The organism is Streptomyces malachitofuscus (assembly GCF_055571035.1).
The window spans coordinates 264,066-280,197 of the sequence record NZ_JBVIGA010000007.1 but is presented as its reverse complement, the minus strand read 5'-3'; the positions used below and the strand labels follow the sequence as shown (position 1 = coordinate 280,197).

The 16,132-nt window shown below is 73.8% G+C and carries 12 protein-coding genes; 5 read left to right on the top strand and 7 right to left on the bottom strand.

All coding sequences use genetic code 11. The features are described from left to right. The first annotated feature begins 142 nt into the window (after positions 1–142). Together cbiQ and ACZ44S_RS13220 are read left to right on the top strand one after the other, a co-directional pair. Positions 143–892, top strand: a complete 750-nt coding sequence (cbiQ, locus tag ACZ44S_RS13225; protein WP_466927956.1) for a cobalt ECF transporter T component CbiQ — start codon at positions 143–145, stop codon at positions 890–892. After that, entirely contained in the window at positions 889–1,752 is an 864-nt protein-coding gene (locus ACZ44S_RS13220; protein WP_466927953.1) for an energy-coupling factor ABC transporter ATP-binding protein, read from the top strand. The genes cbiQ and ACZ44S_RS13220 overlap by 4 nt, the downstream gene beginning before the upstream one ends. Before the next feature lie 234 nt (positions 1,753–1,986). On the opposite strand, the gene ACZ44S_RS13215 is transcribed toward ACZ44S_RS13220, so the two are convergent. The 3 genes from ACZ44S_RS13215 to ACZ44S_RS13205 form a co-directional block, all read right to left on the bottom strand. Then, complete coding sequence (locus tag ACZ44S_RS13215) at positions 1,987–7,152, bottom strand: DNA repair ATPase (RefSeq protein WP_466927951.1); 5,166 nt, start codon at positions 7,150–7,152, stop codon at positions 1,987–1,989. A 70-nt stretch (positions 7,153–7,222) separates the two neighbouring features. Continuing rightward, positions 7,223–9,268, bottom strand: coding sequence for an SPFH domain-containing protein (locus tag ACZ44S_RS13210; RefSeq protein WP_466927948.1), 2,046 nt, complete (start codon positions 9,266–9,268; stop codon positions 7,223–7,225). Positions 9,269–9,364: 96 nt separating this feature from the next. After that, positions 9,365–9,565, bottom strand: coding sequence for a hypothetical protein (locus tag ACZ44S_RS13205; RefSeq protein ID WP_466927945.1), 201 nt, complete (start codon positions 9,563–9,565; stop codon positions 9,365–9,367). A 238-nt stretch (positions 9,566–9,803) separates the two neighbouring features. Here ACZ44S_RS13205 and ACZ44S_RS13200 point away from each other — a divergent pair, with 238 nt between their 5' ends. Further along, positions 9,804–10,862, top strand: a complete 1,059-nt coding sequence (locus tag ACZ44S_RS13200) for a PucR family transcriptional regulator (RefSeq protein WP_466927942.1) — start codon at positions 9,804–9,806, stop codon at positions 10,860–10,862. Between the two features lie 239 nt (positions 10,863–11,101). Here ACZ44S_RS13200 and ACZ44S_RS13195 read toward each other — a convergent pair whose 3' ends face one another. Further along, entirely contained in the window at positions 11,102–11,542 is a 441-nt protein-coding gene (locus ACZ44S_RS13195; RefSeq protein WP_466927940.1) for a DUF6299 family protein, read from the bottom strand. Between the two features lie 233 nt (positions 11,543–11,775). On the opposite strand from ACZ44S_RS13195, the gene ACZ44S_RS13190 reads away from it, so the two are divergent. Continuing rightward, positions 11,776–11,970, top strand: coding sequence for a DUF5999 family protein (locus ACZ44S_RS13190; protein WP_466927937.1), 195 nt, complete (start codon positions 11,776–11,778; stop codon positions 11,968–11,970). Here the strand turns inward: ACZ44S_RS13190 and ACZ44S_RS13185 are convergent, their stop codons facing one another. From ACZ44S_RS13185 to ACZ44S_RS13175, 3 genes are read right to left on the bottom strand one after another with little or no spacing between them, the layout of a single operon-like run. After that, entirely contained in the window at positions 11,971–12,825 is an 855-nt protein-coding gene (locus ACZ44S_RS13185; RefSeq protein ID WP_466927935.1) for an alpha/beta fold hydrolase, read from the bottom strand. 51 nt (positions 12,826–12,876) lie between these two features. Next, the gene (locus tag ACZ44S_RS13180; protein WP_466927932.1) at positions 12,877–13,275 is read right to left on the bottom strand and encodes a RidA family protein; all 399 of its coding nucleotides are present in this window, start codon (positions 13,273–13,275) and stop codon (positions 12,877–12,879) included. Beyond that, positions 13,272–14,399, bottom strand: coding sequence for an acyl-CoA dehydrogenase family protein (locus ACZ44S_RS13175; protein ID WP_466927930.1), 1,128 nt, complete (start codon positions 14,397–14,399; stop codon positions 13,272–13,274). Before ACZ44S_RS13175 ends, ACZ44S_RS13180 begins: the two co-directional genes overlap by 4 nt. A 115-nt stretch (positions 14,400–14,514) precedes the next feature. Here ACZ44S_RS13175 and ACZ44S_RS13170 point away from each other — a divergent pair, with 115 nt between their 5' ends. Then, positions 14,515–16,125 (top strand): AMP-binding protein, encoded by a 1,611-nt coding sequence (locus ACZ44S_RS13170; RefSeq protein ID WP_466927928.1) that lies wholly within the window; start codon positions 14,515–14,517, stop codon positions 16,123–16,125. The last annotated feature ends 7 nt before the right edge of the window (positions 16,126–16,132 follow it).

Sequence of the window (16,132 nt, the reverse complement as noted above, 5' to 3'; positions counted from 1 at the left end):
GGCCGCGTCAGTCGTCCCGGGCTCCGGCTCCGGCGACGCGGCCGGCTGCGGGCACGGGGACGGCTCGGGCTTCGGGGACGCGGCGGATGCCGGTCCTGGTGACGGCGGCGGGGCCGCGGCGCGGGCGCGGGGCTGAGTTCTCGTGCTGCCGATCGACGCGGCGGCGCACAGCAGTCGCTGGCGCCGCCGTCATCCGGTGGACAAGGCCGTACTGGGGCTCGGTCTCACCGTGCTCGCGATCTCGCTGCCGCCCTGGCCGGGCGCGGCCCTGGTGCTGGTGACCGCGCTCGCCGTGCTGCTCGGCCCGGCGGGGGTGCCCGGGCGGCGGCTGTGGCGGGCCTACCGGGTGCCGCTGGGCTTCTGTGTCACCGGGGCGCTCACCCTGCTGGTGCAGGTGGGCGGGCCGGACGGCTTCGTGTCCCCCGCCGAGGACGGGCCGCTGCGCGCCGGGGAGTTGCTGCTGCGCACCTCGGCGGCGTCCCTTGGTGTGCTGCTGTTCGCGTTCACCACCCCCATGTCGGATCTGCTGCCGCGTCTGGTGCGTGCCGGGGTGCCCGCCCCGCTCGTGGACGTGGCGCTGGTGACGTACCGGATGAGCTTCCTGCTGCTCGACTCGGTGCGCCGCGTCCGGGATGCGCAGGCGGCCCGGCTCGGGCACACCACCCGCGCGGCGACCTGGCGGTCCCTCGGCGGGCTGGGCGCGACCGCGTTCGTCCGGTCCTTCGACCGGGCGGCGCGGCTGCAGACCGGTCTCGCGGGGCGCGGCTACGACGGCACCCTGCGCGTGCTGGTGCCGGAGGCGCGGGTCTCCGTCCGGTTCACGGTGCTGAGCGTGGTGCTCCTGGCGGCGCTGGCCGCCTTGACTCTCGTACTGGAAAGGCCCCTGTCGTGAGCGAGTCCGTGCTGGTGGCCCTGCGGGGCGTGTCCTTCGCGTACGAGGACGGCCCTCCCGTGCTCACCGGCCTCGACTTCGAGGTGCGTGAAGGGCGCGCGCTGGCCCTGCTGGGGCGCAACGGCAGCGGCAAGACGACGCTGATGCGCCTGCTCAGCGGCGGACTGCGGCCGGACGGCGGCGAACTGACCGTGGAGGGGCGGGCGGTGCGCTACGACCGGAAGGGGCTGACGGCGCTGCGCACCACCGTGCAGCTGGTGGTGCAGGACCCCGACGACCAGCTGTTCGCCGCGTCCGTCGGGCAGGACGTGTCGTTCGGGCCGCTGAACCTCGGCCTGTCCGACACGGAGGTACGGGCCCGGGTGGCGGAGGCGCTGGACGCGCTGGACATCTCCGCGCTCGCCGACCGGCCCACGCATCTGCTGTCCTACGGGCAGCGCAAGCGGACGGCGATCGCGGGAGCGGTCGCCATGCGGCCCCGCGTGCTGATCCTGGACGAGCCGACGGCCGGCCTCGACCCCGACGGCCAGGAACGCCTGCTCACCACCCTCGACGGGCTGCGCGCGAACGGCACGACGGTCGTCATGGCGACTCACGACGTCGACCTGGCGCTGCGCTGGGCCGACGACGCCGCCCTGCTCACCCCGTCGGGCGCGCACACCGGTCCGGCGGCCGGGACGCTGGCCCGCACCGATCTGCTCGCGGCGGCGGGGCTGCGGCTGCCGTGGGGTGTCACGGTCGCCCGACTGCTGCGGGAGCAGGGGCTGTTGGCCGACGCGGCCGCCGGTCCCCGGACCCCGGAGGAGCTGGCGGCCCTGGTGACCGCGTCCGCCGCGGGAGGGGACACCCCGTTCGCGTGAGGGCACGTCCGCTCGGTGAGCCACGTACGTGACCGACGGCCGGCCATGCGGTCACGCGGACGCACGGGCACGCGCTCCGGTCGGGCGCGAAGCACCGGCACCGCGTGCGGCCGGGGCGGCCACGTCGTCCGTCGCCCTCGTGCGGGGGCGGTCCCGCTCGCCGCGCTCAGGCGGACGCCGTGGCGGACGGGCTCCTGGCGTCGGCACGCCGCTCGTTCCCGCGGGCGGGCGACATCAGCCCTGCTCGGGGCCCGGGTGGGCCAGGAGCCGGCGCGGGTCGGCCGCCCGGGTGATGGCCGACTCCACCGCGGCGATACGGTCGCCGAGCAGAGCCAGGGCGGCCACCGCGCGGGCCGTCGCGTCGTCCTCGGAACCGGCCGCGGTCCGGGTGCGGACGTGGGCGGCCTTGAGCTCGGCCCAGCGGGCCGCCCGGTCGGGGGTGAGCGTGCCGCGCAGTTCGGCCAGCTTGAGCAGGCTCGCCTCGGCGCCGGTGGTGAGGGTCTGGGCCTCGGCCGCGTAGTGGTCGTCGATGACGGCGGCCAGCTCGGCGTCGTTCATGACGGGCTGGATCCGCTGGGCGATCCTGTTCATGTTGCGGTAGGAACCCTGGAGCCGGAACGGTGGCTCGGTGCGGGCCTCGTCGGACTGGGCGGCGGAGGCGATGTAGGCCGCGTTGACCGCCAGCACCGTCCGGCGGGCGGTGAGCAGGTGGCGCAGCACGGCCAGGATCCGGTCCAGCTCGGTGGGCGCGTAGGGGTGGGTGAGCCGGTCGGGGCGGGCCGTGGGGTCGTCCCCGGCGAGGCGGATCAGCAGGTCCAGGTCGGCGCGGTCGCGGGAGGCGAGCGGGGCGAGCACCGGGTTGGCGGTGAGGGCGTTCTCCACGAAGCTGAGCGCGAAGACGTCCTCCTTGCCTGCGAGGACGTCGCCGAGGTTCCACACGTCGGCGCGGTTGGCCAGCATGTCGGGAACCCGGAAGGCCTCGCCGGACTCGGTGTAGGGGTTGCCGGACATGCAGACGGCGAACCGCTTGCCGCGCAGGTCGTAGGTGCGGGGTTCGCCCTCCCACACGCCTTCCATCCGGCGGGTGGCGTCGCACAGCGGGATGAACTTCTGCAGCAGTTCGGGCGAGGTGTGCTGGATGTCGTCGAGGTAGAGCAGCGTGTTGCTTCCGGCGGCCAGCGCGAAGTTGATCTTCTCGACCTCCTGGCGGGCGGTGGCGTTCGGCACCTCGGCCGGGTCCAGGGAGGTGACCCCGTGGCCGAGTGCCGGGCCGCTGATGCGGACCAGGACCAGTCCGAGCCGGTGGGCCACGTACTCCACGAGGGTGGTCTTGCCGTAGCCGGGCGGGGAGACGAGCAGCAGCAGGCCGCCGGTGCCGGTGCGGGCGGACTCCCCCGTGGTGCCGAGCTGTTTGGCGAGGCTGTCGCCGATCAGCGGGAGGTAGACCTCGTCGACCAGCCGGTTGCGGACGAACGAGGACATCACGCGGGGCCGGTGGTCGTCCAGGCGCAGCCGGGTGCGTTCGGCGGTCACGAGGGCGGTGCGGCGGCGCTGGAAGGCGCGGAAGGCTGGTACGTCGGACGTCCTGAACGCGTCGGTGCGGTAGAGGAATTCGTCCAGGCGGAGGGTGAGGCGGCGCTCGGTGATCCTCGGGTGGGTGGCGGTCAGACCCTCCACCGTGACGGTCAGCGGGGCGTCCGACTCGTGGCGGGGCACGTCGGGGCAGAGCTCGGCGGCGACGGCCTCCGCGAGGTCGCCGGGCGTCACCCGCTCGCCGGTGGCCGTGGTGTAGGCGGTCAGCCAGGCCTCGACCAGCTGGCGGCGGGCGGTGAGGTCGGCGAGGGCGGGGAGGTCCTCGTCGTAGGCGTCGGTCGCGACCGTGCGGCGGAACTTGTCGAGGAGGGTGCGGGCCCGGGAGCTGATCACGAAGCCGTCGGGGCCGGTGGTCAGTTCGTCGAAGAGGTACGCGGCACAGGCGTCCGCGCGGACGGTGGCGCCCTCGTCCCACTCCCCGACGGCGCGGGCCAGTTCGGTCCGCAGCGCGTCCAGTGCGGGCGGCGGGCCGAAGGCGTCGCGGACCCGGGCGAGGGAGCGGGCGCGGCGGATGAGGTCCTCGCGCTCCCGGTCCGTGGTGCCGTGGGCCCAGTACAGCAGGGCGTGGGCGCGGGCCGCGGAGGCGTGGCGCAGGGTTCCGGCGCCGTCGTACAGAGGCAGCAGGGCGGTGAGGATCGCGGTGGCGTCGCGGTCGTGGACGCCCCGCTCGTAGCCCTCGTCGTACGCCTCCTCCGCGGCCCTGCGGACCAGGGCGGCGAGGTCGTCGGCTCCGGTCAGGGCGTCGGGGCCGTGCTCGTGCAGCAGGCGGGCGGCGAGGTGTTCGGCGCGGTACACCTCGGGTGACTCGGACGGCAGGTGCCGGTTCCACAGCGGGCGGTCGGCGAGCAGGGCCGGATCGGTGACGGAAGCGCGGTAGTCGGTGCCGGTGAGGGCGACGGCGAGGCCGTCGCCGTGCGGGACGACGGTGAGGTCGAAGGGCTGGGTGGAGACGGCGAAGCGGTGGCCGCCGAGGCGGATGGTGCGTCCGCCGTCCGCGTAGAGGTCGGTACGGTCGCGCAGGGCGCGGGCGGCCTCCTCGTGGGCTGAGCGCAGCCGGCCCTCGAGCTCCTCGGCCCGTACCCGGTCGCCGAGTTCGCGCAGTTCGCCGGCGGTGCGGCGGACCTTGGCGACGAGCGGGTCGGAGGCGAAGTAGGTGCTCACCGCGTCGGTGTCGGCGAGGGACGCGGAGCGGCGGGCGATCGTCTCCAGGACGCGGCCGGCCGCGGAGGCGAGCTGTTCGGCGCGGCGGGCGCGGGCGTCGGTGAGGCTCTGCTTGCGGGCGGAGAACGCCTCGTAGATCTCGGTGCGTTTGGCGGCGAGTTCGCCGAGGACGTCGTCGAACTCGGCGAAGCGGGACTCCAGCGATTCCAGCTGGGTCAGGACCCGGGTGAGCTGGTCGTCGCAGTGCTCGGGGTCGTCGGCCGCCGCGAGGGCGCCGGTGACGGTCTGGCCGAGCAGGGCCAGTTCGGCGGCGAACCCGGCGCGTGCCTCCCGGTCGAGGAGGCTCCGGCGGTGGGTGTCGAGGGTGGCGCGGGCGCGGTTGACGCCGCCCATGGCCTCGGCGACCCGTTCCAGGACGGCCGTGCGGACGGTGGCGTCGGTGATGTCGAGGCCGGAGACCACCTCGGTCACCGTGCGCAGTCCGTCGGCGAGTTCGTCGAGGCGTGCGGCGACGGGGGCGGCCTCGGCGGTGGTGGTGAGCGACTCGATGGCGGCGTGCAGCCGTTCGAGGTCGGTGTGGTGGGCGGCGAAGGCATCCTCGCGCGACAGGAAGGCGATGGCGCGCTGTCCGAAGGAGGCGAGGTCCGTCTCGGCCGCGTCGGCCAGTGCGTCGATGCGGTCGTGGTCCGCGTACCGCATGTCCTTCAGGGTCAGCAGATGGCCCTGGGCGTGGCGGAGTTCGGTGAGGCCGGTGACCCAGGCGGTGGCCTCCCGTGGCTGCTCGCCGCGCAGGCGGCGCACCACCGAGGCGATCCGGCCGTCCGCCTCGTCGAGCGCGTCGGCGGCCCGGCGGGTGAGGTCGCGTACGGTCTCGAACTCGGCCAGCACCTGCGCGGCGGTGGCGCGCACCTGCTCCAACGGGGTGCGCAGGTCGCCGAGTTCCGGCTCGCCCAGCCAGTGGTGGGTGTCCAGGGCGCGGACGCAGGCGGCCGCCAGGGTGGTGTAGATCTCGGCCGTCGGGGTGGTCTCGGCGGCGGAGCGGGCCAGGGACAGGCAGTCGGAGATGCCACGCACGAGGTCGGCGTTGCCGACCCGGGCCAGCGCCCCCTCACCGGCGGGCTGCGCCGCGGCGTGGGTGTCGGAGACGTAGGGCGACTCCCACAGCTGGACGGGGTGGACGCGGGCGGGCTCGTCGCCCTCGGGGCGCAGCAGGACGAGCTGTCCGTCGTCGAACAGGGCCCAGCCGTGGCAGGCCATGGGGGTGGCGACCGCTTCACGGATCTGGTTGTACGACAGCAGCAGGGCGCGTCCGCGACCGGGCGCGTGGAACGCGTACAGCACGTCCTCGCCGTGCGGCGAGCGCACCTCGCGTTCGAACTCCATGCCGTCGGTGTCGAGTTCGTACGTCTTGTGGGTACCGGCGGCGAGGCAGTAGCCGCCGGGGAACACGATGCCCTGGTCCTCGGGCAGCCGGCGGCAGCCCTGTCCGATGCCGTCGAGGCGGACGACGGTGCGGGTGAGGGTGTTGAAGACCAGGTGGCGGGGTGCGGTCTCCTTGTAGGGGAGGATCCGCAGCAGGATCAGGGGGCCGACGCGGGCGTGGGCGATGTCGGCGTCGGCGAGGGACTGCAGGGGCTCGTCGACCGGCTCGGTGTGGATGCCGTCGGGGGTGCCGGTGTCGTTCTCGGTCTTGACGGTGAGGGTGCCGCCGAGGGTGTCGACGAAGACCTCGTCCTGGACGGAGACGTGCGGGTGGCGGCCGAGGACGTGGTTCTCCCGGGTGGCGGGCGTCCAGGCGATGTCGGCGGGCGGGGTGGCGGCGTGGTCGCGGTCGCCGCGCGCGTCGAGGAAGGCGGCGCGGCCGTCCTCGGCGACGGACCAGCGCAGGACGCGGATGTCGCCGGCCTTCTCCCCGGTCTGGAAGACGGCGAGCAGCTTGCCGTCGACGCGGCGCAGCCGCAGCAGACGGGCCTGGCGGTAGTAGCGGTGCAGGGCGGCGAACTCCCGGACGAAGGCGGGGTCGTCGAGGAGCCCGGGCACGGCCTCGTCGGGGAGGCGGTTGAGGTCCCGGTCGTGCGGGGCGAGCACGTCGCCGACCGCGGTGTCCCGGTCGGGCCGGGGCCGGGCCTCGTAGCCGAAGAGGAGCACGTCACCCACGGCGACGATGTCGCGGGGGACGCTGTTCCGGTCGGTGCGCAGCCGCTCGGTGCCGGTGAGGCGCAGTTCCGGGGCGCCGAACTCCTCGGCGCGGCGGTGGTTCAGCGCCTCGGCGCGGCGGGCGAGTTCGCGGGCCTGCGCGGTGAGGCGGTCGCGCAGCACCTGGTAGGCGCCGCCGTCGACCGCCGCCCCGGCCCCGTCCGGCGCGGGAGTACCGGACGCCCCGCGGGGCCCGCCCGGGCCGGATGCCGCCCGGGGACGGCCCCGGTCGGGCACACCTTGCTTCTTGCCCGCGTCGGAGGTCCCCCGGGGACGGTCCGTGCCGGGTGCCCCCTTGGAGTCGCTCGCTCCGGGCGTGCCCTGGCGGGCGCCGGCCGCGGGAGAGGCGCCGGCTGCGGGACGACCGGGAGCAGTGCTGGTTCCGGGTGCGCCCGGGCCCGGCGTCTCGCGCGGGGCCGGGTTCGTGGGCTCGTGGGTGCCGGTGGTCATGGCTGCCTCTCGGGAAGGGACCGGCCGGGAGCCGCCGTCCCCTGTGCGGCGGCTCCCGACCGGATGGCGGTCAGGTCCTGGCGCGGCCGTTCAGCTCGGCCAGCGGTGTGTCGGACAGACCCAACTCGCCCGCTTTCTCGATCAGTTCCTTGAACCGACCGGTGTTCTCTCCGCCCTGCCGCATCAGCCGCATCAGCAGCGCGGAGACCGTGAGGTTCTGCACGTCGCCCGTGGAGACGGACCCCAGGATCCGGCTCAGGTCGTCGGTGAAGCTCGCCGAGCCGTCCAGCCACGGGCCGGCGAGGGCCTGTGCGGTCTCGGAGTTCTGGACGAAGCCGTCCACGCCCTTGCCGAGCGCGATCGAGGAGACGAGGCGGTCGAGGAAGACCGACTCCCCGCCGACGATGTTGATGTCCGCGTTCTCCAGCCCGGTCGCGAGGACGGTGGCCTGTGCCTCGGCGACCTGCCGCTGCACGTCCAGTCCGGCGAGCCGGATGTCCTTCTCGGCCTCCAGCCGCAGCCGGTACTCCTCGTGGCCGCGGGACGCCTCGTCGAGGGCGGCCATCGCCGCCGCCTTCTCGGTGAGGCCGGCCGCCTCCGCGCGGAGCTTGCCGCTGATGGCCTCCGCGTCGGCGAGGGCCTTGGCGCGTGCGCCCTCGGCCTCCGCGCGCAGCCGGGCCTGGGTGGCCTCGGCCTCGGCGCGGCCCGCCTTCTCGATGACGTCGGCCTCCTTGTCGCGGACCTGGACGACGGCGAGCCCTTCGGCGGCGGACTCCGCCTGGATCCCCTCGGCCAGCCGCAGCTTGGCCTGTGCGTCGAGGTCGGCGGTCTTCAACCGGGCCTCGGCGAGCGTGAGTTCCTCGGCGGCGCGGTGGGTGGCGGCCTGCTCGGCGGCCTCGGCGGCCTTGATGTCCTTGACCAGCTTCTCCTGTGCCTCGGCCTCCGCGGCGATGATGACGGCCTGGCGCTGCCGCTCGGCCTCCTCGACGGCCCGCAGCTTCTTGATGGACTCCTCCTGCTCGGCGACCGTACGGTCCACCGCCACCCGCTCGCGGATGACCTCGGCGATCTCCCGCTTCTCCGCCTCGACCTCCTTCTCGGCGGCGATCCTGGTCAGTTCGGTCTCCCGGTCCCGGGCGATGACCTCCAGCAGCCGGTCCTTCTCGATGCGCTCGCTCTCCACGGCGATGACCCGCTCGCGGTTCTTGGCGGCGACGGCGACCTCGCGGGCCTGGTTCTCACGCTGCACGCCGAGCTGCTCCTCGGTGCGCAGGAAGGCGCTCTGCGCGCGCAGCCGCTCCTCCTCCACCACCCGGGCGGTCTCGGCCTCCTCGCGGGCCCGTACGGTCTCGATCTCCCGCCTCTGCTTGATCTCGGCGTCGGCCTGGCGGCGTTCCAGCTCCAGGATCGCCTCGCGGGCGTCGACGTCCTGCCGGGTGATCTCCTTCTGCTCGTTGCGCTGCGCCTCGTTGGTGCGGACGTGCTCCACGGCGGTGAGCTCGGTGATCTTGCGGATGCCCTGTGCGTCGAGCACGTTGCCCGGGTCGAGCTGGGTCAGCGGCGTCTGCTCCAGGTAGTCGATCGCGGCGTCCTCGAGGTGGTAGCCGTTCAGGTCGACGCCGATGACCTCGATGATCCGGTACCGCAGTTCCTCGCGCTTGGTGTAGAGGTCGGTGAAGTCCATCTGCTTGCCGACGGTCTTGAGCGCCTCGGAGAACTTGGCGTGGAACAGTTCCTGAAGGGTGTTCCGGTCACTGGCCCGCGCCGTGCCGACGGCCTGGGCGACCTTGATGACGTCCTCGACGGTCTTGCTGACCTTGACGAAGAACGTGATGCGTATGTCCGCGCGGATGTTGTCCCGGCAGATCAGGCCCTCCTTGCCGGCCCGGGTGATCTCGATGGTCTTCACCGAGATGTCCATCACCTCGGCCTTGTGCAGCACCGGCAGCACGACCGACCCGGTGAAGGTCACGTCGACCTTGCGGACCTTGGAGACGATCAGCGCCTTGCCCTGTTCCACCTTGCGGAAGAGCTTGGTGACGAGCAGCAGGCCGATGAGCACGAGCAACAGGGCGACGCCGGCGAGTACGGCGATGCCCACGGTGGCGGCATCCATGGGACACGTCCTTCTGGGCTGAAAAATTGGCAGAAGTCAGGTGATGCGGTGCCTCGTTGACGAGACGGGTGAATGTCCGGTGGAGGAGGAGACGACTCAGCGGGCGCAGCGGTTCTGCGGCGTCCGCGGACGGATGCCGTCCGTGGGCCTGCGCACCGCGCGCTGCACACCGCCCCGGTCCGCACCGCGCGAACGCGGGGACCGGGACGGCCCGGGTTCGTCGGGGCAGGGCCGGTGCAGCGGCCGCACGAACCGGGTGACGGGCGGGACCGCGGCGGGACGGACGGATGTGCGCATCCCCGCCCCCTTCCGTTCACCGCTCGTCGTCTTCGGGCAGCACTGCTCCCCTCCGGTTCCGGCGCGGACACCTGCCGGTGTCCGGCACCGGAACCTTCCGCAGTGCTCCCCGCGGACCATGATGCCCGGGAGGGGCAGGGGCGCGCATTGCCGGTTTCCGGCAAGATTTACTAGGGTCTTCATGCCGACGCGTACACACGAACGCATCAGGGATGCGTCAAGAGTTGGGGGGAACCGCGTGACGGAACGTCAGCTTCCGGAGCAGTATCTGGACGGTTATGCCCACATCCTGGCCGAGGTGGCGGCGACGGGCAGACGCCTCACCCGCGACGAGATCGCCTCACGTCGGGCCCTGGGGGAACGGGCCGCGGAGGCGGGCTTCGGGCTGCGTTCCCTGGTCATCGCCCACCTGACGGCCGCCCGCGGCGCATGGCCGGCCGGCGGGGACTCGGCGGACGGCGCGCTCGCGGCGGTCCAGCAGGTCGTGGACGCGTTCGCCGAGGGCTACGAGCGGTCCCAGCGGCTGGCGGTGCGTCAGGAGGAGGCGGCGCGACGGGAGTTCATCGACGACCTGCTCTACGGCCGCAGCGATCTGGGCCGGCTCGCCGAACGCGCCGAGCGCTTCGGTCTGCGGCTGTCCCACGAGCACGCGGTCGCCGTCGCGCGGGGCGCGGTCGCGTACGAGGAGGGCGACCCGGTGCCGCGGCAGGTGGAGCGCGCGCTGATAGCCCGTTTCGGTGACCGCAGCATCCTGCTCACCACCAAGGACGGCCGGCTGCTGTGCATCGCTCCCGGGCATCAGAGCGAGGTGCTCACCCACTTCGCCAAGCAGGCGCACGCCGCCACCGACGGCGGTCAGGTCGCCATCGGCCGTCCGCAGTCCGGGCCGGGCGGGGTGGTCCAGTCGTACGAGGAGGCCCTGAGCTCCCTGGAGATCGCCGAGCGGCTGGGGCTGGACGACCCGGTGCTGCGCGCCGCCGATCTGCTCGTCTACCCGGTGCTGGCCCGTGACCGCCAGGCCATGGCCGACCTGGTGCACAACACCCTGGGGCCGCTGACCTCGGCCCGTGGCGGTGCCCAGCCCCTGATCGACACGCTCACCGCCTACTTCGACTCCGGCTGTGTGGCCGCGGAGGCGGCCCGGCGGCTCTCGCTGAGCGTGCGGGCGCTGACGTACCGCCTCGAGCGCATCAGCAAGCTCACCGGCGCCAACCCCTCCGACCCGTCGCACCGTTACATGCTGCAGACGGCGGTGATCGGCGCGCGTCTGCTGGACTGGCCGGACGTCGACGCCTGAGCCGCCGGCCCGTACACCCGCCCCGCCTCCGCGCGGCGGCCCTCCGCCAGGTCCGGCGGGACGGCGAGGGCGTCGGCGAGGCGGGGACGCGGGACGGGTTCGAGGGACACCGTGTGACGGAGAACGGCCATGGGGCCGGCGTGGCGAACCGCCCGCGGGCCGGTCCATGCCCGGCCACGGCAGGAACGGCGCCGATGCCCTTCGGGGCCCGGCAGCGGGTATGCCGGGCCGCCGTGGGATCAGTCCTGGACCAGGGTGACGTCCTTGTGCCCGACCGCGTGCGGGACGGGCAGCAGCACGAGGCCGCTGGGGCGCAGTTCCATGACCGTCGCCTCGACGTGCGCCGAGCCGGCCTTCAGGGTGTCACCCGTCACCCGGCCGGTGTTCTTCCAGTGGTGCTCCTTGCCGTCGCACACCGCGCGGGTGCCCCCGATGCCGTAGCGGAACCCCGGGTCGGACTGGCTGATCGAGGAGCCGACGAAGACGTGGCCGGTGGCGGCGGCACAGCGGTAGGTGCCGGAGAGGGTGATGGTGCCGTCGGCGGCGATGTGCCCCTTGGCGTCGACCGTCACGGACTCCTTGGGCGCGGCCTGCGCGGCCGCCGAGGGGGCTGCCGCGGCGGTGCCGAGCAGCAGGAGCGCGGCACCGGCCGTCGCGCCGAGGAAGGGACGTACAGGCACGGGGAAACCTCCAGGAATGAGTGGAATGAGGCTTTCCACCAGTACCCGGCCCGAGGGCCCGCGGCCACCCGTCGTCACCCCTTCGGCGGTGCGGGGCATCGGCCGTCGGGGAACGGTCCCGGGATTGTCCTGGAGCTGTCACGTTTCACGGCGGGCCGTTCCGATGAGCTCGCGGGCGGCGCATGGTCTGTTCATACGGCCCGTTCGGATCGTCACCGATGTGGAGGTGCGCCATGTGTGCCCACCAGCCTTCCTGCCCCCGGACCGAGTCCCGCGCCCCGCATGTGGTGGCCGCCCACCCCGAGCAGGGGTGGAGCCTGCTGTGCGACGGCGTGATCGTCTTCGACGACACCGGTGAGCTGCTCCCCGACGGCCGGGTGATCGCCCCGCACCGGGTCCCCGCCGGCCACCTCGCGGTCGCTGCCTGACTACGGCCGCGGCACCCGTCCGGCCTCCGCTCGGCCTTCCGCGACGAACCACCGCAGCAGGGAGGCGAGCCGCTCCGGCCGGTCCTCGGCGATCAGCGTCCGCGTGTGCTTGAGCTCCACCAGCCGGCCCCCGGGCAGCAGTTCGGCCAGGAGGCGGCCGTGTTCGCGGGGCATCATCCGGTCCTCGGCCGCCCAGACGACCAGCGCGGGCCGGTCGAAGTACCGCAGGCCCTGGGCGGCCTCGAGCAGTTCGGACCGCCGGACGTGGGTTCCGTAGTGCCGGAAGTCCCGCCGGATCGCCGGGTCGGTGCGCAGGGGCCGCAGCCACCGGTCGACGATCTCGTCCGGCACCGGACGCTTGGTGAGCGCGCCGAAGCCGATGGGGAGTCTGCGCAGGGGTTTCAGGCCCAGCGTGCGGACCATGAGCGGGATGCCCCCGGGGATCCGGCAGGCCGCGGTGAGCATTTTGCCGGGCAGGCCCGGCGGGTAGTTGTCGAAGGCCTCGCAGGAGATCAGCACCAGCCGGGCCAGTCGCTCGGGGTGCCGGGCCGCGACCGTCTGGGCGCGCCCGCAGTCGCTCTCGACGAGGGTGACGTCCCGCAGGTCCAGCCGGTCCAGGAACTCCACGATCAGCTCGTTGACCAGGTCGGGTGTGGGCGGCCGGGACATCGGCCTGCGGTGCGAGCCGTACGGCAGGGTCGGCGCGAGGATCCGGTGACCGGTCCGCAGTTCGGCGATGACCTTCCGCCAGACGGAGGAGTCGTGCAGCAGTCCGTGCAGCAGCACGACGACCGGTCCCTCACCTCCGGTGTCCTCGTACTCGATCGTGCCCGCGCTCAGTTCGATCTCCGGCATGCCGCCAGGCTAGGGCCTGTCGTCACGACGGGACCCGGGCCGGTCACCCGGTCAGGGCAGCAGCGCGAAGCCGTCGAGCTCCACGAGCGCCTGTTCGTCCCACAGGCGGACCACTTCGACGACCGCCATCGCCGGGTAGTCGCGTCCGGCCAACTCCCGCCATATGGCGCCGATTTCCCGGGCGTGGGTGCGGTACGCGGCGACGTCGGTGGCGTACACGGTGACGCGGGCCAGGTCGGCGGGGGCGCCTCCGGCGGCGCGCAGCGCGGTGAGCAGATTGGTGAGGGCCCGGCCGAACTGTTCGGGCAGGGTGTCGCCGACGACCTTGCCGTCGGAGTCGAGCGCGGTCTGGCCGGCCAGGAACACCAGCCGGGAGCCGGTGGCGACGACGGCGTGCGAGAAGCCGGCCGGCGGGGAGAGTTCGGGCGGGTTGACGCGCTCGGTGGTCACCGGTCCTCCAGGTTCTTGTACGACTCCTTGGCGATGATCCCCCGCTGCACCTCGCTGGCCCCCTCGTAGACGCGGGGCGCGCGGACCTCCCGGTAGAGGTGTTCGAGCAGGTGCCCGCGCTCCAGGGCACGCGCGCCGTGCAGCTGGACGGCGCGGTCGACGACGTACTGCGCGGTCTCGGTGGCGAGCAGTTTCGCCATCGCGGAGCGCCGGGGGACGTCGGCGGCGCCCGCGTCGTACGCCGTGGCCGCCGCGTACACCATCAGCCGGGCCGCCTCCGTGCGCAGGGCCATCTCGGCGACCTGGTGGGCGACGGACTGCAGGTCCCTCAGCTTGCCGCCGAAGGCGTCCCGCCGGGCGGTGTGGGCGAGGGTGGCGTCCAGGGCGGCCTGGGCCATGCCGACCGCGAAGGCGCCGACGCTGGGCCGAAACAGGTTGAGGGTGCCCATGGCGACCCGGAAGCCGCCGTCCGGCTCGCCGAGCACATCGTCGGCGCTCACCGGTACGGCGTCGAACCGGAGCGCGCCGATGGGGTGCGGGGAGAGCATGTCGAGGCGGCTGCCGGTGAGGCCGGGGCGGTCGGCGGGGACCAGGAAGGCGGTCACGCCGCGGGCGCCGGTGTCGGGGGTGGTGCGGGCGAAGACGGTGTAGAAGTCGGCGTCGGGGGCGTTGGAGATCCAGCACTTGTCGCCGGTGAGCCGCCAGCCGCCGGAGCCGTCCGGGCGGGCGGTGAGGGACAGGGCCGCCGCGTCGGAGCCGGCTCCCGGCTCGCTGAGCGCGAACGCCGCGACGACGCTGCCGTCGCCCACCCCGGCCAGCCAGCGCTCGCGCTGGGCGGGGGTGCCGTGGGCGTGCACCGGATGGGCGCCCAGGCCCTGGAGGGCGAGGGCGGTCTCCGCCTCGGTGCAGGCCTGGGCGAGGGACTCGCGCATCAGGCACAGGTCGAGCGCGCCGGAGGTGAACAGGCGGGACAGCAGTCCGAGGGAGCCCAGTTCAGCGACGAGGGCGCGGTCGACCCGGCCGGGTTCGCCCTTCTCCGCGAGCGGGCGCAGCCGCTGTGACGCCAGCTCACGCAGCTCCGCACACCAGGCGACTTGTGCCGGTTCGAGCGAGAATGCGGTCATCGCCGGTCCTTCCCTCGCGGCTGGGCCACTCCGAGGTTATCGCGGACCGTTGACTGTCGTCACCAACACGATACGCTCCTGGTGCGAGCCCACCACACCAAGGGGGCGAACCGCCATGAACCCACGGGCCACCGCGCACGTCGACACCTTCGCCCGCGACCATCTCCCGCCGCCCGACCAGTGGCCCGAGCTCCGCTTCGACCTGCCGGAGCTGCGCTACCCCGAGCGGCTGAACTGCGCCGCCGAACTGCTGAACGGCCCGCCCGACGACCGCCCGGTGTTCCACACACCCGACGGCACCACATGGACGTACGGCGAACTGCGGGCACGGGTGGACCGGCTCGCGCACATCCTCACCGGCGACCTCGGGGTCGTCCCCGGCAACCGGGTGCTGCTGCGCGGTCCCACCACGCCGTGGCTGGCCGCGTGCTGGCTGGCGGTGCTGAAGGCGGGCGGGATCGCCGTCACCGTGCTGGCCCAGCAGCGCGCGCACGAGCTGAGCACCATCTGCTCGATCGCCGAGGTGCGCCACGCCCTGTGCGACGTGCGGGCCGTGGACGACCTCGCCAAGGCCGAGATCCCGGACCTGCGGATCGCCACGTACGGCGGCGACTCACCGGACGACCTGCTGCGCCGTCCGGCGCCCGGCACACCGTACGAGGCGGTGCCGACCGCCGCCGACGACGTCGCGCTGATCGCCTTCACCTCCGGCACCACCGGACGGCCCAAGGGCTGCATGCACTTCCACCGGGACGTGCCGGCCATCGCGGACACCTTCTCCCGGCACGTGCTGAGGCCGGTCCCGGACGACGTCTTCGCCGGCAGTCCCCCGCTCGGCTTCACCTTCGGCCTGGGCGGACTCGTGGTGTTCCCGATGCGGGCCGGCGCGAGCGCCCTGCTGCTCGAACAGGCGCACCCCGAGCAGCTGCTGGCGGCGATCGCCGAGCACCGGGTGTCGGTGCTGTTCACCGCGCCGACCGCCTACCGGGCGATGCTGGGCGCGGCGGACGTCCGCGACCTCTCCTCGCTGCGCCGTTGCGTCTCGGCGGGCGAGAACCTGCCGGCCGCCACCTGGAAGGCCTGGTACGAACGCACCGGCCTGCGCATCATCAACGGCATCGGCGCCACCGAACTGCTGCACATCTTCGTCTCCGCCGCCGACGAGCAGATCAGGCCGGGAACGACCGGAGTGCCGGTGCCCGGGTGGCAGGCACGCGTGCAGGACGCGGACGGCGTCCCCGTGCCCGACGGGGAGCCGGGCCTGCTGGCGGTGCGCGGGCCCGTCGGCTGCCGCTATCTCGCCGACCCGCGCCAGCGGGACTACGTGCGCGACGGCTGGAACATCACCGGCGACACCTATGTCCGCGATCCCGACGGCTACTTCCGGTACGTGGCCCGCGCCGACGACATGATCATCTCGGCCGGGTACAACATCGCCGGACCCGAGGTCGAGGACGCCCTGCTGCGCCATCCGGACGTCGTGGAGGCGGCCGTGGTGGGGCGGCCCGACGAGGCACGCGGCCAGGTCGTGGTGGCGTACACGGTGGTCGAGGAGGGCGCCGAGCGCGACGCCGAGGCGCTGCGCGCCTTCGTGAAGTCGGAGCTCGCACCGTACAAGTGCCCCCGCGAGATCGTCTTCATGGACGCCCTGCCGCGCACGGCCACCGGCAAGCTCCAGCGCTTCCGGCTGCGCGCTCCCGCCGGCACGGGAGATGACCAGGGCTGATGCCGGG